This is a genomic window from Chitinophaga hostae, assembly GCF_018224885.1.
GTDB classification, from domain to species: domain Bacteria; phylum Bacteroidota; class Bacteroidia; order Chitinophagales; family Chitinophagaceae; genus Chitinophaga; species Chitinophaga hostae.
Window position 1 is genome coordinate 12,714 of the sequence record NZ_JAGTXB010000008.1, and the last position, 16,802, is coordinate 29,515.

Below are 16,802 nucleotides of genomic sequence, written 5' to 3' on the forward strand. Positions count from 1 at the left end.
ATTCTCTTCGATAGCTTTTTGCTTTCGGCTTTTAGCTTTCCGCTTCCTATAAATGGTTATCTTCTTCTTACTTTCTGATAAATACTCATGGCAGTACCAAAGATGGTGATAAGGATGCCCAGCCATAATACGTTGATATAAGGGAATATCATGGCCTTCATCACAATATAATCACTGAAGCCGGCGGCTTCTTTTACCTTCAGTTCTATCTTATTTTCCGCAGGCATAATTTTAGAGAACCGTACATTCAGTCCCAGTGGCGCCAGCGTATCTTCCACACTATACTGGTAGCTGCTGTCGCGGATAAAATAGACAGGTTGTAATTTGAAGTGATCATCTGTTTGCGTGAATACTTCCAGTTCCGCACCAACCGCCAGATCACCACTTTGAGCAACATAATTGCGGCTTTCCGGTTTGGTATTCAGTCCTTTCAGCACAATAAATCCTTTGGAGAAGAATACAGAATCACCCTGTTTCATTTCATGCGTTATATAGGGAGTAGTATCGGCTTTCGCTTCTTCCTCCTTGTTGGGCGCAGCAGACACATAGGTGAAAATATCCCTGGTCAGATAGTGCCTGGAAGCAGGATTGGAAGAAATCGCGTTTTCTTTCCTGTTCACAAACGCATCCGGGTAGAGGGTAAATTTCTCGGTTATCTTACCGGTCTGACGATCTTTTTTCTCATAGTGAACCTTGTAATAGGTTTTAGGATCCCCCTGCGCAACAGAGTCGCCGCCATAGGTAACATGATAGTCGCCCATCTGTACCGGTACATCCCTGGGCAGCATAATATTTTCGCGCGGATTCTGTTTGCTTTCTTTTCTGAAGAAGCCATCATTCAACATCTTCATCCGATCCAGCGAAATTATTTCCATTTTGGAGGAAGAAATCAACACCCCTAACAACACCATACCAAAACCGATATGCGCTACAGAGGCGCCGGCATTTTTCAGTTTACCTTTCAGCCCGGTGAAAATATAGGTAACGTTGCCCACGATCGCATAAATGCTGGCAAACAGCATCAGGTAAATCGCGGTAAGGAACCCTGCACCATAAGTATCGTAGGTGATAGTACCTTTCCAGGCTACCAGTCCGGTTAATAATAATGATACCAGTGTAGGCAGGGCCAGTTTCTTTGTAATCATGCCCCGTGGCGTATCCTTGTATCTCATGAACTGTACGATAGCCGTTAATACGCCCAATACAATGGCAATCCAGATCTGGATTTTATTATAGTGGAAGATACTGTCTGACGGCGGCGCAATATCGTTCATGTTAAACAGCGACTTCAGTCCGAATGCGCTCAGTAATTTATTCCATACTGGTATCGAAGTGGTGAAAGTGATCTGGATGGCGGCGATCAGCAGGATCAGCGAACCAACAAACAGCCAGAACTCGCGGGAGTAGCTGTTTTCTTCTTTCTTTACGGATGGAATGTCCTTTCTGCGTATAATCAATAAAGTGATAGATGGTATAGTGAATACCAGCATAGCAAAAAGCAACTGTGCCGTCATCCCCATATCTGTAAACGAGTGTACGGAAGTATCTCCTAAAACCCCGCTCTTGGTGAGGAAGGAAGAATAGAGAATCAACACATAGGAAATAAAGAAGAAGAAGATGGTGGATTTCAGCGAGTGGCCGGTAGCTTTATAGGCCAGCAACGTATGCACACCCGCCACCATGGTGAGCCATGGCACCAGCGATGCGTTTTCTACCGGATCCCAGGCCCAGTAACCACCGAAGTTGAGAGACTCATAGGCCCATGCAGCGCCCATCATAATACCGGTTCCCAGCAGCATAATGGCAAAGAGCCCCCATGGCTGTACCGGTTTTACCCAGCCGGTATAATCGCGGGTCCAGATGCCCGCAAAAGCGAAAGCAAACGGGATGATCATGGAAGCGAAGCCCAGGAACAGTATTGGCGGGTGTATAACCATCCAGTAGTTCTGCAGGGTGACGTTCAGACCATTACCATCGTGGATATGCTGCATATAATCGGGCGTCTGGAAAATAGGCGCCAGCTGATTTTCAGGTGCTTCTCTGAGCAGCATGAACGGATTGCTGCCCACTTTATAGCCCAATACAAAGATGCCCAGCAGCATGCTGGCCATGATAAACTGTGCCAGGGAGAAAGTGGTCATCACCGGTGCTTCCCACTTTTTGGAAGTACGGATCAGGATAATTCCGAGAATACTGTTCCAGATACTCCAGAGCAGGAAGCTTCCTTCCTGGTCGGACCAGAGACTGGACAGCAGGTAATATACGGGCAGATCACGGGAGGTATTACGCCACGCGTATTTATATTCAAAATAGTGATTGTAAAGGATATAGTACAGGCAGCTGAAAACGGCGATAACAGCAGCTGATTGTATAATAAAAGACCAGCGGGCCAGTCTTTTCCAGGAATCCTGTGCAGCAGGATCTTTCGATTTAACCACATTATAATAAGCCACGGTGGCTACCATAGATGCTACAAATGCCAGTATGGCAAAGAAGTGGCCCAATTGGCCCGGCAGTAAATGTTCCCCTACAAACTTCATAAAATTCCTCTAGAGATGTGAATATTCCGGCACCTGACCATCCTGATGCTTTGTTATTGATATACCGGGTCAAATGACTATCCGTTATAAATAATCAAATATCAAAATGTTCAAATAATTATATTAAAGTTGTTTGTTGCTGACAGCAACCTGATCGTCCTTGTATTTAGACGGGCATTTCATCAGTATTTTACTGCAATGAAATTCGCTGCCTTCCATTTTACCTGTCAGCACGATGGATTCTGCTTTCTCAAAGTCGGTAGGTTTGGCGCCGTAGAATATTACCTTGTGTGATTCACCGGTTTTATCGTGAACGTAGAAGCTGAATAAGTTAGCATCCTTAATCGGGTCATAATTCATTGCCTGTAAGGTGTCCAGTTTCCCGATCACGTGGAACTCCTTTCCTTCCTTTTCCCGGGCGGTTGCGAAAGTTTCATAGGTACTGAAATCTCCCACCATCGTTACGATCACTCCAATTGCCACCGCAATTACCACCAGCAGAATAATATTTGTTTTTTTCATATGAAAATTATCTTCCCTATTGATTTGACACAAGCTGCAAAAACCTTTACCAGTACGCTATTAACAATCCCCGCTTTTTGCCGTTAATTAATTGTTTCCGATTGATCGGCAAAATTAAGTCAAAATGGCCTTCTTCGGACAAATTTTATATAAAAGGCAATTCTTTTTATTGGAAGGGGGGCTGTAAGTAAACATAATCCTATCTTTGCGCGGAATTTAGAAAAGTACGATTTTATCATGGCAGATTTATCTCAATTTGACCCTAACTCGGTTGGCCTGCTGTCCAACAACGTTTTTGGCTTACCTTTTTCTGAAGAAGAGGCCCGGCTGGTATTATTACCTGTGCCCTGGGAAGTAACGGTATCTTATAATAATGGTACTGCCCGCGGACCGGAGCATATATTCAGGGCATCCTTCCAGGTAGACCTTTACGACGCAGATGTGAAAGATGGCTGGAAACAGGGCTTTTACATGCGCGAACCAGACAAACATCTTTTGCTGCGCAGCGATTACCTGCGTAAAGAAGCGGAGTTGTACCTGAAATTCCTGACCGAAGGGGGAGATATTTCTGAAAATGAGTTCCTCAAAAAAACGCTGGTAGATGTTAGCAATGGTACCAAGGCAATGAATGAGTGGGTATATACCCAAACCAAGGCGTTGCTGGAAAAAGGCAAGCTTGTAGGACTTGTAGGCGGCGATCACAGTACACCTCTGGGCTTCTTCAAAGCGATCGGTGAACATAAAGGTGAGTTTGGCATTTTACAGATTGATGCACACTGCGATTTACGCGACGGTTACGAAGGTTTTAAATATTCGCATGCCTCCATTATGTTTAACGCACTGGCAGAAGTACCTCAGCTATCGAAGCTCGTACAGGTGGGTATCCGCGACTATTGCGAAGAAGAAGTAGATTATATTAACAACAGTGAAGGCCGCGTAGTTACCTTTTTTGACAAACGAATCAAAGAAAGACAATATGATGGCGAAACCTGGAAAGCAATCTGCGACAGCATTGTAGCTGCATTACCACAACAGGTATACATTAGTTTTGATATAGACGGACTGGATCCTAAATTATGCCCGCATACCGGTACCCCGGTGCCAGGCGGTTTTGAAGCAGAGCAGGTATATTATCTTTTCAAGCAAGTGCTGGCAAGCGGCCGCAAACTGATAGGATTTGACCTGAATGAAGTAAGCACCTCGCACGACGAATGGGATGCCAACGTAGGCGCCCGCGTGTTGTTCAAGCTTTGCAACCTGTTGATCAGTTCTAATTCTTAATCTTACATTCCTGTTCATGCATAGTTTGCGCATCCTGCATCCCAATACCAGCAGCAGAATCCGGTTGTTACCGGTTATGCACGGACTTACCGGCATCCTGTTCCTGTTTAATGCGATCGGTATATACCGGAGTCCGCAGCCCAACTGGTTCCTGGTGGTATTTTTCCTGGTGTTGGGAATGGCTTGTATAGGTTTTCCGTTTACCATGAAGCGGTTCAAGAAATTCAGCGAAGCCAATACGGTGGCACGTATGATAGAAGCGTTCATCTGCTTTACCGGCAGCCTGTACTTTTTATCACATCTGGAACCACTGACGGGACTGTTATTATTCCTTACCGGCGGCGGTTTGGCTTATGTGGGATGGATGGAATACAAGATCTTCCAGCCATCGTACGTAAAAATGGATACTACCGGTATTACGCTGCCTACTACCTTTTCTAAAAGGCTGGTTGGCTGGAACGAGTTGAATAACGTAATTTTGCGGAACGACCTGCTGACAATTGACTTTAAAAATAACAGGATCCTGCAACTGGAAATATTGGATGAACCAGGTGCAGCGCAGAGGGAAGCATTAAATACCTTCTTTCAGAGCAGGGTTCAGTAATATCATCCACAGGGATCATAAAATCACAAAATGTTAAAACAAACACCTTACATATTATATTCTGACGGTGAGGGGAATATTTTTGAAGACACCAGCATGTATGTAACCGGCCGCAGTGGCTGGGATGCATGGCCGGTAGAAGCAGATGAATGGATCGAATTACCGGAAGGAGGCAATTTGTATGAGTTGCCCGGCCGCCGTGGTATTGGCATCAATGCTGCCACCGGCGACATGCAGCTTTGTGATAAAGGTTGGGCAGTGGCGGCTTTCATTCCGCCCGCGCATACCGGTTTTTACCTGGCAGCCTACGAAACCATGCCCGATGCGCCTACCCTGCCGCTGTTCTGCTATACCGCAGTAGGCTGGCTCGACGGCAAGTTCTACGTACCCGCCACACGTATCGAAGCCGATATCCGCCAGGAATGCGCCGGATTTGACGATAAAAAAGTGAAACAGGGCGTAAAAACTTTGGTGGAAGCATATCCGCATAACAGGCTGGTACAGCACCTGGCAGAAAACTGTGCGCTTACCTACGAATGCCCTGCTGCGCGCAATTACTTTATGGGAAGATGGGAATGCCCTATTCCTTCCTCCCCTGCGTGCAACGCCAACTGTGTTGGATGTATTTCATTCCAGCCGGAAGAGGAAAGCATTGTTTCTACACAGGACCGGCTGCGTTTTAAACCTACTGCAGCTGAAATCGTGGAGTATACCGTACCGCACCTGGAATCAGCCCCCTTCCCTATCGTAAGCTTCGGCCAGGGTTGCGAAGGTGAGCCGCTGCTGATGTGGGAAACTATCCGCGAATCCATCATTGAAATACGTAAGCACACCCCTAAAGGCAGTATCAATATTAACACCAACGGCAGCAAGCCGGACGCAGTAAGAGCCTTGTGTGAAGCGGGCCTGAACAGCATCCGCGTGAGCCTGAACTCCGCACAGGAAAAATATTATACTCCATACTACCGGCCTAACAATTATGTTTTTGAAGACATCATTGAAAGCCTGAAAGTAGTACGGGAATTTGGCGGCTGGACTTCCATCAACTACTTCGTATTTCCCGGTATGACCGACAGCGCGGATGAATATGAAGCATTGCGTAAACTGATCCGGGAAACAGGTTTGAATATGATCCAGTGGCGCAACTTTAACATTGATCCCGACTGGTACCTGGGTAAACTGGGCGTCACGGAAACGGGAGAATGTTTAGGCGTAAAACAGTTACAGGAATTGATACATGAAGAATTTCCGGATCTTAAATTCGGCTACTTCAATCCGCCGATGGAACGTATTACCGGTGATTATATGAGCGACTTTGCACATTGATTTATCGCCTTCGGCGATTGTCTTTGGGCAGGATTTAGATGATGATAATGATTTTTCTGATTTTATCTTTTTCAAATGAATATCTTTTCCTTTATGAAAAGAATTTTAGTAGAAGTAAACATTTGCTTTAAAAAAGAAATAAAATCAGAAAAATCATTATCATCATCTAAATCCTGCCCAAAGACAATCGCCGAAGGCGATCCCACTTATTCAGCCACCGCTTCAAAGCGATACTGCCTTGCATACGCAGAAGGCGACATCCCCGTCACTTTTCTGAATACCCGGTTAAACGTAATAGGATTGTTATAACCCGTAGCATAAGCTACTGCGGCAATACTGTCGAAGTCCCCGTCAATGATCTTCTTGCAGGCAACATTGATCCTGATTTCATTTAAAAATTCGAGATAGGTTTTGCGGGTGTGTTTCTTGAAATATTTACAGAATGCGTAGGTAGTTAAATGAGCTACAGCAGCAATTTGTCCGAGGGAAATATTCTCAGCATAATGTTCCAGCGTATACTGGTAGATATCATTCATACGAAGTCCTTCCGACTCGCTGTAAGAGTGCCTGGAGAAGCCTGTAGATAAGGACTTCCATTCCTTTACCTGTCTTGAGAAATAGACCAGCATACTCACAAATGCGAGTAATCTTTCCGGTCCGCTGAGACGGGAAATCTTCAATATATCTATGGCTATTTTTTCGGCGTGTTCTGCCGGCAGCTGAAGACTGTTGGCGGTGAGCTGTAGAAATTTACGGACTGTTTCCATTTCCTTCAGCAAGAACAATCCCTGTAAGGCCTGTTCATGGTCAAAGAAAATATGGATGGCGTGAATATTTTTCTCCTGGATATTTTCAAAATACCTGGCATCCCCTTTAAACATATGGGGTTGGTTGGCGCCAATAACATAGATCTCCCCTGCTTTAAACGGCTGGGTGTAGTTGCCGGCAATCAGGGTGCCTTCTCCTTTAATGATAAGCGTCACCTGCGCCTCTTTGTGCCGGTGCAGATAATTATAGAAGTAAGGAAGTATGTCTTCCTGTATTACGACCGCTCCTTCCTCAGCAACAGGAACAGTAAATTGAATTACTTTCATTAACCAATTTTACTACTTTTTCAGCAAAATTAGCATTTTTAAGACAATATTTGTAAAGTCTTTAACAATATCAAGCAGTGCCCGGCCTACTTCTCATGATTGTACCAGCCATGGGTACTTACCTAGGTGCAAACGACTATTGTGCAAAGGTCATTAACAGATGTCAGCTCAGGACACTTTCTGTTTTCCTGCTCCGGGCTATCTTTTGCTGCAGCCACCAGAAACCGCTTCCCGACAACACGCAACCCAGCGCTGTGATGGCCCACCATGGCTTAAAGCCCAGGTGCTGCACCACAAAAGCGCCGGTGGTGGGAGATACGATATTAGCCAGGGAATAAGAAATGGTATAGAGTGCGGCATATTGTCCGCGGTTATGATCCCGGCTCCGGCCTATCCAGAAGCTATTCATGAAGGGGAGACAAAACATTTCCCCGAACGTGATCGTTACCATAAAAAACATAGCCAGCGCCCACACCGGTGGCAGAAATGCGAGCAACAGATAGGCGCTGCATACCATCATCGCCCCTCTTGCGATAAATATGAGGTTGGGTTTGGTACCGTCGAGATGATATACCATCACCATTTCCACTACTGCGATTAAAATACCGTTGATAGACATGTTCAGCCCGATCAGCCATTCTTCCATGTGCATGACTTCTTTATAGTACAGCGGAACAATGCTGGAAAACTGGAACAGGCAAATGGCGTTGATGGTGGCAAAAAGCAGGAACCAGAGGTAAATATGGTCATGCCAGACCTTATCCTCCTTTACAACATCTTTCTTTATTTCTTTTTTCGGCGCGGCTACCGGCGGAAGGAAAATACGCATCAATACCGCTGCGGCCATACAGGTAAATCCATCCACCCAAAAGAGCAGCTGGTAGCTGAAGCTAGCCAGGATACCACCAATAGCCGGTCCTACAGACCAGCCCAGGTTCACTGCCAGCCGGTTGAGCGCATAAGAGCGGGTCCGGTTTTCCGGGGCGCTGTAAGCCGCAATAGCGATGCTGTTGGCCGGACGGAAGGCATCTCCCACGGAGCTCATCACAAAAACACAGACACATATTTGCTCAAACGTGCGCATCTGGCCCAATAAAATGAATAATAATCCGTTAGAGAAGAGGCTCCAGAACTGTACGTGGTAAAAGCCAATTTTATCTGACAGCCATCCCCCCAACAGGGCGCCTACAATGGCGCCGGTGCCGAAACAAGCCATCACCAGGCCTGCCTGGGCGATGCTGAAATGCAGATGTTGGGTAAGATACACTGTCATAAAGGGTATCACCATAGTACCGCTTCGGTTGATCAGCAGTACAAGCGACAACCACCAGGTAGCCGGGGAAAGTCCAGTATAGGCGTTTTGATAGAGACGGATCGTTTGCTTTACGAGGTTCATAAAAATTGGCGAAAATAAATTCCTTGAAATCGGATTAACAGCACAGTTTTTGCAAAGATCCGGAATTCATCTTTTGATGAGTGATTATTTTTTCTGGATCAAAACATTAACTTTGGTCTCAACAGGCGCTCAATAATTATCATGGAGGAAAAAAAAGGTAAAAAAAATATTCAGGCACTAGGCATTACTATCGGCGTTCATGCGTTGTTGTTAGTAGCGCTTATATTTACCGGCTTTTCCGCTCCTCCTCCACTGCCAGACCAGGATCTTGGCATGGAAGTAAACCTTGGCACATCTGATGATGGTATGGGAGACGAGCAGCCCCTGAACCCCAATCCTCCCAGTGCTGCCGCGCCTGAACCGGCTCCGGCTGAAACACCCGCCACTGCGGCCAAAGATAACAGCGAACCTCAACAGGATATTGCAACCCAGGACGAAGAGGATGCACCGGAAATAAAAAAGCCGGAAAAACCTGTTGAGAAACCAAAAGAAATTCCAAAGAAATTAGAACCAAAGCCTGTCAAACCAACAAAAAAACCGACAGAAGCACCACCAAAACCAGCACCACCTGCACCAAAACCCAAAGCGGTATTTTCCGGTGGTACCGGTAACAGCGCCAATAGCGGTAATAACGCCAATGGTTCCAACAATGCTACCGGCGAAGGTAACACCGGCAGACCGGGCGATCGTGGCCAGCTGGGTGGTAACCCTAACGGCGGCGGATATACGGGCGGCGGATTGGGCGGTGGCCGTTCAGACTTTCATCTGAATGGCAGGAACCTGATCGGAAGACCACAGGTAACTTACGATGGCACTGAAACAGGCTATGTAGCCATTAATATAAAAGTAGATCAGCAGGGAAATGTGACGTCTGCCACTTTCAGTATGAAAGGATCTACTATCAGCAACCCGCAACTGATTGAGATTGCCAGAAAAGCAGCAAGAAGCGGTCAACTAAAGTATAATGCTAACCCGGATGCTCCTGAAGAACAATTCGGGACCATACGTTTCTATTTCAAAGCAGAATAACAGCAGCATAAAAAATTACCCGGCGTTTTTTGAGGGAAGGTTGTACAGGCATTTTATGTCAAGTAAATTCCTGAACAACCGGTATATCTCAGATGTCCGGATCCGGAATTCCTACATCTCTACCTATGATTTCAAGAGCAAGTAAGCGCAATTTTTTTGTGTCATTTCGAGAAACCTATTTTTTATCGCCAACGATGATTGTGAGACTACACCGTATCTTTTTTAGCATGTCAGTAATGTTATTACTGATGCAGGCCGCTATGGCACAAACATTCCCGGGCTACAATAACAGTAACTACGCGGGTATTTATGGCGTATTTTCCAACCCTGCCAGCGCAGCCGGTTACCGCTACAAATGGGATGTAAATATTATAGGAGCAGATGTAAACGCCGGCAACACGTATGTCAGCGTACCCAAATCAGTACTGTTTAATATACCTGACAGCTTACGCCTGAACCGCGACTACTTCGTGGATCAGGGCGCCAACAGGAAACAAAACGGGTGGGAAATGGCGGAAATAGTATTACCTTCTGTGTTGTATGCCATCGATGAAAAGCAATCTGTTTCCTTTGTATGGCGTATGCGCAGCAGCAGTAACGGAGGAAATGTAACCACTCCTATTGCCAACTTCTTCGGCATCAATTTTCCCAACACCGATTACCTGGGCACTAACTTAAGCATTCCACAGGTGGGTGTATCTTCTCATATATGGCATGAGTTAGGATTCAGTTATGCACGTGTAATAAAGGAAACATATTCCGGGCGCCTCAAAGGAGGTATTACCCTGAAGTTATTAAGTGGCGTGGCCGCGGGCTATGCAGCTGCAAAAGATGTTAATTTCCGGCTCAACAGCAACCGGGATGCCGCTATCACCAGTGGTACCCTGTACTACGGATACAGCAAAGAACTCGATGATTGGCAATCTCCCGCGCAAAAGAACCTCAAACTGTTTAATAACAACAGTATTGGTGCTGATATCGGCGTGATATACGAATACCGGCCGGACAATGGCGGCTTCGGCGCCTATGAAGGCTCTGATGCTGATGAATATAAATTTCGTATAGGCGCTTCCGTTACAGACATCGGAAGGATCAAATATACCAAAGGCGCCAACAATGCGGACCTAAGCCTGGTAAAAGATCACGTGGTACCAAAAGATGTGGAGTATCGTAAAAAAGAAAGCCTGCAACAGTATGCGCGCAGACTGAATAACTATTTTACACCGATGGCCTCGGACTCCACGTTTAACATGACCTTGCCCACTGCATTGAACCTGATGGGCGACTATAATATTGATGGCCGCTTTTTTGTCAGCGCCAATGCAGTCATTGCTTTAACTGCCGGTCAGCGGGATATTTCCAAAACCCATGCGCTGACCCAGTTTAACATTACGCCCAGGTACGAAACCTACCTGTTTGGCGCTTACCTGCCGATGACCATTAACCGTAACGGACAGGCAGATGTAGGAGCCGGCATCCGTATAGGCCCCCTGCTGATAGGCTCCAGCACAATTTTCAATAACCTTTTCCAGCGGCGTATCGATCATGCGGAGGCTTTCGTAGCTTTGCGCTTAAATTCAAGCATGTTCGAACGGGGCGACGGCAATGGCGGCGGCATCTTCCGGATGCGCAAACGACAGCTGGGCTGCCCGGTTAATTATTAAAAAATTACGAATGGCGAATTACGAATGACGGATTGACGGCAATGGTAGATCCACCTGTCAATCCGCAATTCGTAATTCGTGTTTCGTAATTGTAATTCACAATTATGGCCTCTTACAAGGAAACGCTGGACTATCTTTTTGCACAGCTGCCCATGTTTACGCGGGTAGGCGCCAGTGCTTTTAAAACCGATTTACATAATACCCTTGCATTGCTGGAAAAACTACAACATCCGCAGCATGCGTTTAAAACCATACACGTTGCCGGCACCAATGGAAAAGGATCTTCCAGCCATATGCTGGCAGCCATTTTCCAGCAGGCAGGCTATAAAACAGGGTTATATACTTCTCCTCACCTGCTCGATTTCAGGGAACGCATCCGGATCAACGGGCAAATGGTGCCCGAAGATTTTGTGATCCGTTTTACGGAGCAGATGCGTACACATATCACGGACATAGCACCCTCTTTCTTTGAACTTACTGTAGCCATGGCGTTCAGCTATTTCCAGCAGGAAGCAGTTGATATCGCCATCATCGAAGTTGGTTTGGGCGGGCGACTGGACAGCACCAATGTGATTACACCAGAGTTATCACTGATTACCAATATCAGTTATGATCATAAAAATATCCTGGGCGATACCTTGCCGAAAATTGCATCAGAGAAAGCCGGTATTATCAAAGCCGGCGTGCCTGTGGTGATCAGCGAAACACAATCAGAAGTACAGGATGTTTTCGTTAATACGGCCGCCGCATTAAATGCACCCATCCACTTTGCCGACCAGGAATGGATGGAATCTTCCAGCGCTATTGAAGGCAACCACCTCGTTATAACGTTACTGGATACACGACAACAGCAGATGCGTCGTTTTCAGCTGGATCTGAACGGCCAGTACCAGGAAAAGAATGTAATGGGCGTGCTGTCATCGGTCAAAATATTACAACAAAATGGGTGGCATATTACCTGGGAACATATCAGCGGGGCATTATCTCATGTAAAAAAACTCACCGGCTTAAGGGGCCGCTGGGAAGTAATACAGCAACATCCGCTCACGGTGCTGGATGTAGGCCATAATGAAGCGGGAATCCGGGAAGTAATGGAGCAGCTGGGGCATGTCAACTATCAGCAACTGCATATTGTAGTAGGTTTTGTAAAGGACAAGGAAGTAGAAAAAGTATTGCCGTTATTTCCTGTCAATGCCCGTTATTACTTTTGTAAAGCTTCCATTCCGCGTGCCATGGATGAAATGGCCCTGTCTGAAATGGCCGCTGAAAGCGGATTACAGGGACATGCATTCGCTTCAGTACAGGCGGCACTGCAGGCGGCCAGGCAACATGCCCAGCCGGATGATATGATTCTTGTTTGTGGTAGTTTCTTTATTGTGGCAGAAGTGATGTAGGCTACTTCATCGTCATTTTACCCAGATGCAGTAACGCGTAGAAGATGCAGGTGGTATGCAGGCTGTGTACTATTTTATTATCCAATACGAGTTGCTGCAGTTCTTCCAGCGGCATAATCACCACTTCAATTTCTTCGTTGTGATCCAGTTGCTGATCCTGCACTTTTACCCCGCCCGTAGCGAGAAACATATGCGTGTAGTTATTGCTGGAAGCCGTGTTGGGCGCGATGGTGCCCAATGGTACCCATTCTTTGAATTCATAGCCGGTTTCTTCCAGCATTTCCCGTTTCATAGCAAACAAAGGTGAAGGGTCTGTGGCGTCCATGGTGCCTCCGGGGATTTCCAGCAGCGTTCGGCCTATCCCCTGCCGGTATTGACGGATCATGATCACCTGCCCGTCTTCACGCAGCGCTACCCCATTCACCCAGTTGTTGTACTCCAGCACATAATAAGGCGCTACTATTTTACCCGCCGGGGTTTCACATTTGTCGACACGCGCTGTTAACCATGCGTCCTTAAACAAATATTCCGAAGAAAGTAATTTCCAATCCATATTCATAATTTCAATGCTTTACCAATCCATCCTTTCTTTCAGGCGCAGTATATGCTCCAGGTGATGTTTGCCATGCCACGCATAGTTGGCGGCATGTGTTTTAAGATGATGTTGCGTGCCATTAACGGGATGTATAAATGTACGTTCCCATTCAGCAGCGGTTAAATGTTCCATGAGGTTCACCCATCGGGTATGCAGGGCATGCAGCAGGGTGATGGATATATTGATGGGGGTATATTTTACGTCCGGCAGTTCAGCCCAGGCCCCTTCCTCGTATGGTTTGATGAGGGGGTTATCTTCTGTAAGCGCCAGTTTCATCCGTGTATAGCCATTCATATGGCTATCGGCCAGGTGATGCACCACCTGTGCTACCGTCCAGCCTTCGGGGCGATAGGGTGTTTGCAACTGGTACTCATCCAGCTGCTGCACCGCTATTTCCACCAGCTGCGGCAGATAGCGGATGTCATTAATGAATCCCTTTAGCATTTCGGGAGAATAGGCTGGCAGCGGTTCAAAACGGCCAATAGGATATTTTAGTGCTTCCATCCGGTTTATGATTTATTCTTCCCGCAGATCCTTACCGGTAAGATGAATGAATACGTCTTCCAGGTTGGCTTTTTTCACTTCCTTCTTTCTTTCAAAACCCGAAGATACCAGCTGATCGATCAGCGTATCCGGCGAATCGATGGCAATGATACGTCCGGTGTCTACGATCGCGCAGCGGTCGCACAAAAACTCGGCTTCGTCCATATAATGTGTGGTGATTACCACGGTGGTTCCCTGGCTGCGTACCTGCTGGATCAGATCCCAGAGGTTGCGTCTTGCCTGTGGATCAAGCCCTGTGGTGGGTTCGTCCAGGAATATGATCTGTGGTTTATTAATCAGTGTGGTGGCAATGGAAAACCGTTGTTTTTGTCCGCCGGAAAGCTCTTTGAACTTTGCTTTGGCCTTATCTTCCAGGTTAAACATGCCCAGGAGTTTCATCGGTTCAACGGGCTGGTTGTACAGACCGCCAAACATTTCTATCAGTTCTACCAGGTTAAGTCCGGGGTAATAGCCGGAGCTCTGGAGCTGAACGCCGATGATCTTTTTTATATTATTAGGATCTTTGTCCAGGTCGTATCCACCTACCATCACTTTCCCTTCCGTTTTATCACGGAGTGTTTCAATGATTTCCAGGGTAGTGGATTTGCCGGCGCCATTGGGGCCTAACAGGCCAAAGATCTCTCCTTCATACACCTCAAAGCTGATCCCTTTTACCGCGGTAAATTCCCCATACTTTTTCACCAGGTTGCTTACCGTTATGATCTTTTTCTTTTCCATGGGGCCAAATTAGTAAAAGAATGGGAATTATGCGGGAAAAACGAAGGGGATCGCCTTCGGCGATTGTCTTTGGGCAGGATTAGATTGATTTTGATGATTATTCTGATTTCATTTCCTTTTATGCAGGCATATACTTTATATCTAAAAGCTCTCGCAATAGGATAAAAATATTTTATCTGAAAAAGCTAAAATCATCAAAATCACTAAAATCAATCTAATCCTGCCCAAAGACAATCGCCGAAGGCGATCCCCTTTGCATTTTACTAACTGCTAACAGCTAATAGCTTACTGCTTTATAAACACCTGCGTGAAGAAGGTAATCCTGCCTTTGTCGGCGGTACCGATACCAATCAGGGTATAGTCGCCCAGCATATTTTTACGGTGACCAGGGCTTTTGATCCAGCCGTTTACCACTGCTTCTGCATCAAGGGTACCATAGGCCACGTTTTCAGCGGCGCTGGCTACGCGTCCCATTTTCTTGGATACATTGGCGACACGTTCTTCAAATCCTTCATGTCCGAAACCGGTGCTGCCATTCGCCATATCACGGCTATGGCGGCGGGCCTGCTGGCTGATGGTGGCATCCAGCTGCAAAGGCTTCAGTCCCTTGGACTGACGGAACTTGTTGGTATAGTAAAGGATCTGGTCATCCATACTACCACCGGCGTTACTGCTGTCTGCCGCGTGGGTAGCACGTGAACACGCACTCACCTGGAAAAAGGCAAACATAGCGAACAATAACGCAAAGATCCGTTGGTTCTTCAAAATCAACATAGAATAAAAATGGTTAATAATTAAAAATGAATAATGAACTGTTTAGTTTAGACCGCTAAAACTACCGGAGGTTTAGCAAGTGTTATACCAGAAATTAAAAACGGTGTATAGTGAACATTTTGTATTCACCATACACCGTTTTTACAGTTTTTTTTTGTGCTATTCGTTTATGATATGCTGCCAGGTATCCATCATATTTTTGGAACCGATAAAAATAGGCATGCGCTGGTGCAATTGTGCCGGTTTCAGTTCCAGCAGGCGTTGTTTACCATTGGCCATAGACACGCCTCCCGCCTTTTCCATGATAAAAGACATGGGGTTACACTCGTAGCAAAGCCGTAAACGGCCGGAGGAATATTTGCCAAAAGCCGGGTACATAAAAATACCTCCCTGGATCAGGGTACGGTGTATTTCTGCTACCATGCAGCCCACAAAGCGATGGCGGTATATGCGGTCGTTTTCGTTCCGGGCCATGAAATGATCGATGGACTTGCGGATCTTCTCCTCGTATAAATGATAATAGCCCACATTTACGGAGAAAATATCGCTGTCGACAGGGCATTTCAGGTTGGGGTGCGACAGGCAGAACTCTCCGATGGAAGGATCGAGGGTGAAGCCCTGTACGCTGCGGCGGGTAGCATATACCATCATGGTAGAAGAACCGTAGATAATGTAACCGGCGGCGATCTGACGGGTTCCCGGTTGCAGGAAGTCCTCCAGCTCACACTCCGTACCTTCCGGACTAAGACGGCGATAAACGGAGAAAATAGTACCGATAGATACATTCACGTCGATATTACTGGAACCGTCGAGGGGGTCCATCAGTACTACATACTTAGATTTTTTGGAATGCTCGTCGTGAAACGGAATAAAATTTTCATTTTCTTCAGAAGCGACTCCGCAGCAGGAAATGCTGGTTTCCAACGAATTAATGAATTGTTCGTTGGCAAATTCATCGAGCTTTTTTACGGATTCTCCTTGTACATTGGTTTTGCCGGCTTCTCCTAAAATATCTGCGATACCGGCTTTATTTACTTCCACATTGACCCTTTTAGCTGCCAGCCCTATATCGCGCAGCAAACCGGATAACTGGCCTGTAGCGCCCGGATAATTCCGCAACTCCTGGATGGTGAACTCATCCAGGGTCATTACTTTTTGCTTAAGATTCATAACGTTAGGTTGTACGGACGAAATTAACGGAATTGGAACTATTTTAACGGGACCGTCATTTATCTATAAACAGATTTTAAAACAATTCTAAACTTGTCTTACTTTGCCGAATAATTTTTTAAAAGAAGATAA

The 16,802-nt window shown here is 46.2% G+C and carries 15 protein-coding genes; 6 read left to right on the plus strand and 9 right to left on the minus strand.

Annotated elements, in window-relative coordinates; all coding sequences use genetic code 11:
• Window positions 1-56 precede the first annotated feature (56 nt).
• Both ccsA and KE626_RS17270 read right to left on the minus strand, forming a co-directional pair.
• Entirely contained in the window at window positions 57-2,540 is a 2,484-nt protein-coding gene (gene ccsA / locus KE626_RS17265) for a cytochrome c biogenesis protein CcsA (protein ID WP_211974178.1), read from the minus strand.
• A 123-nt stretch (window positions 2,541-2,663) separates the two neighbouring features.
• Complete coding sequence (locus KE626_RS17270) at window positions 2,664-3,062, minus strand: cytochrome c maturation protein CcmE domain-containing protein (RefSeq protein WP_211974179.1); 399 nt, start codon at window positions 3,060-3,062, stop codon at window positions 2,664-2,666.
• A gap of 237 nt (window positions 3,063-3,299) precedes the next feature.
• Here KE626_RS17270 and KE626_RS17275 point away from each other — a divergent pair, with 237 nt between their 5' ends.
• From KE626_RS17275 to KE626_RS17285, 3 genes are read left to right on the plus strand one after another with little or no spacing between them, the layout of a single operon-like run.
• Entirely contained in the window at window positions 3,300-4,343 is a 1,044-nt protein-coding gene (locus tag KE626_RS17275) for an agmatinase family protein (protein ID WP_211974180.1), read from the plus strand.
• Window positions 4,344-4,359: 16 nt separating this feature from the next.
• Window positions 4,360-4,947, plus strand: coding sequence for a hypothetical protein (locus KE626_RS17280; RefSeq protein WP_211974181.1), 588 nt, complete (start codon window positions 4,360-4,362; stop codon window positions 4,945-4,947).
• 30 nt (window positions 4,948-4,977) lie between these two features.
• The gene (locus KE626_RS17285) at window positions 4,978-6,273 is read left to right on the plus strand and encodes a radical SAM family protein (RefSeq protein ID WP_211974182.1); all 1,296 of its coding nucleotides are present in this window, start codon (window positions 4,978-4,980) and stop codon (window positions 6,271-6,273) included.
• Between the two features lie 206 nt (window positions 6,274-6,479).
• On the opposite strand, the gene KE626_RS17290 is transcribed toward KE626_RS17285, so the two are convergent.
• On the minus strand, window positions 6,480-7,367 hold the full coding sequence (locus KE626_RS17290; protein WP_211974183.1) for an AraC family transcriptional regulator: 888 nt from the start codon (window positions 7,365-7,367) through the stop codon (window positions 6,480-6,482).
• A 163-nt stretch (window positions 7,368-7,530) separates the two neighbouring features.
• A complete protein-coding gene (locus KE626_RS17295) occupies window positions 7,531-8,763 on the minus strand; it encodes an MFS transporter (RefSeq protein ID WP_211974184.1) in 1,233 nt (410 codons plus the stop codon).
• 141 nt (window positions 8,764-8,904) lie between these two features.
• On the opposite strand from KE626_RS17295, the gene KE626_RS17300 reads away from it, so the two are divergent.
• The 3 genes from KE626_RS17300 (at window position 8,905) to KE626_RS17310 (ending at window position 12,850) form a co-directional block, all read left to right on the plus strand.
• Window positions 8,905-9,792: an energy transducer TonB gene (locus KE626_RS17300; protein ID WP_211974185.1), complete on the plus strand. Its 888-nt coding sequence runs from the start codon at window positions 8,905-8,907 to the stop codon at window positions 9,790-9,792.
• A gap of 227 nt (window positions 9,793-10,019) precedes the next feature.
• Window positions 10,020-11,456: a DUF5723 family protein gene (locus KE626_RS17305; protein ID WP_211974186.1), complete on the plus strand. Its 1,437-nt coding sequence runs from the start codon at window positions 10,020-10,022 to the stop codon at window positions 11,454-11,456.
• Between the two features lie 104 nt (window positions 11,457-11,560).
• Window positions 11,561-12,850 carry a bifunctional folylpolyglutamate synthase/dihydrofolate synthase gene (locus KE626_RS17310; RefSeq protein WP_249207529.1) on the plus strand — a complete coding sequence of 430 codons (1,290 nt, stop codon included), beginning with the start codon at window positions 11,561-11,563 and terminating at the stop codon, window positions 12,848-12,850.
• Window position 12,851: 1 nt separating this feature from the next.
• Here KE626_RS17310 and KE626_RS17315 read toward each other — a convergent pair whose 3' ends face one another.
• The 5 genes from KE626_RS17315 to fbp all read right to left on the minus strand — a co-directional run bounded on the left by KE626_RS17315 (window position 12,852) and on the right by fbp (window position 16,670).
• Window positions 12,852-13,403, minus strand: a complete 552-nt coding sequence (locus KE626_RS17315) for an NUDIX hydrolase (protein WP_249207530.1) — start codon at window positions 13,401-13,403, stop codon at window positions 12,852-12,854.
• Window positions 13,404-13,421: 18 nt separating this feature from the next.
• Window positions 13,422-13,949: a YfiT family bacillithiol transferase gene (locus tag KE626_RS17320; RefSeq protein WP_211974187.1), complete on the minus strand. Its 528-nt coding sequence runs from the start codon at window positions 13,947-13,949 to the stop codon at window positions 13,422-13,424.
• Window positions 13,950-13,961: 12 nt separating this feature from the next.
• Complete coding sequence (locus tag KE626_RS17325; RefSeq protein ID WP_211974188.1) at window positions 13,962-14,726, minus strand: ABC transporter ATP-binding protein; 765 nt, start codon at window positions 14,724-14,726, stop codon at window positions 13,962-13,964.
• Between the two features lie 285 nt (window positions 14,727-15,011).
• Window positions 15,012-15,500: a CAP domain-containing protein gene (locus tag KE626_RS17330; protein ID WP_211974189.1), complete on the minus strand. Its 489-nt coding sequence runs from the start codon at window positions 15,498-15,500 to the stop codon at window positions 15,012-15,014.
• 159 nt (window positions 15,501-15,659) lie between these two features.
• Window positions 15,660-16,670 (minus strand): class 1 fructose-bisphosphatase, encoded by a 1,011-nt coding sequence (gene fbp, locus KE626_RS17335; protein WP_211974190.1) that lies wholly within the window; start codon window positions 16,668-16,670, stop codon window positions 15,660-15,662.
• Between the last annotated feature and the right edge of the window lie 132 nt (window positions 16,671-16,802).

Excerpts from the sequence above, each read along its gene's own strand:
- ccsA (WP_211974178.1), bottom strand. The coding sequence starts at position 2,540 with ATGAAGTTTGTAGGGGAACATTTACTGCCGGGCCAATTGGGCCACTTC.
- KE626_RS17270 (WP_211974179.1), bottom strand. The coding sequence starts at position 3,062 with ATGAAAAAAACAAATATTATTCTGCTGGTGGTAATTGCGGTGGCAATT.
- KE626_RS17275 (WP_211974180.1), top strand. The coding sequence starts at position 3,300 with ATGGCAGATTTATCTCAATTTGACCCTAACTCGGTTGGCCTGCTGTCC.
- KE626_RS17280 (WP_211974181.1), top strand. The coding sequence starts at position 4,360 with ATGCATAGTTTGCGCATCCTGCATCCCAATACCAGCAGCAGAATCCGG.
- KE626_RS17285 (WP_211974182.1), top strand. The coding sequence starts at position 4,978 with ATGTTAAAACAAACACCTTACATATTATATTCTGACGGTGAGGGGAAT.
- KE626_RS17290 (WP_211974183.1), bottom strand. The coding sequence starts at position 7,367 with ATGAAAGTAATTCAATTTACTGTTCCTGTTGCTGAGGAAGGAGCGGTC.
- KE626_RS17295 (WP_211974184.1), bottom strand. The coding sequence starts at position 8,763 with ATGAACCTCGTAAAGCAAACGATCCGTCTCTATCAAAACGCCTATACT.
- KE626_RS17300 (WP_211974185.1), top strand. The coding sequence starts at position 8,905 with ATGGAGGAAAAAAAAGGTAAAAAAAATATTCAGGCACTAGGCATTACT.
- KE626_RS17305 (WP_211974186.1), top strand. The coding sequence starts at position 10,020 with ATGTCAGTAATGTTATTACTGATGCAGGCCGCTATGGCACAAACATTC.
- KE626_RS17310 (WP_249207529.1), top strand. The coding sequence starts at position 11,561 with ATGGCCTCTTACAAGGAAACGCTGGACTATCTTTTTGCACAGCTGCCC.
- KE626_RS17315 (WP_249207530.1), bottom strand. The coding sequence starts at position 13,403 with ATGGATTGGAAATTACTTTCTTCGGAATATTTGTTTAAGGACGCATGG.
- KE626_RS17320 (WP_211974187.1), bottom strand. The coding sequence starts at position 13,949 with ATGGAAGCACTAAAATATCCTATTGGCCGTTTTGAACCGCTGCCAGCC.
- KE626_RS17325 (WP_211974188.1), bottom strand. The coding sequence starts at position 14,726 with ATGGAAAAGAAAAAGATCATAACGGTAAGCAACCTGGTGAAAAAGTAT.
- KE626_RS17330 (WP_211974189.1), bottom strand. The coding sequence starts at position 15,500 with ATGTTGATTTTGAAGAACCAACGGATCTTTGCGTTATTGTTCGCTATG.
- fbp (WP_211974190.1), bottom strand. The coding sequence starts at position 16,670 with ATGAATCTTAAGCAAAAAGTAATGACCCTGGATGAGTTCACCATCCAG.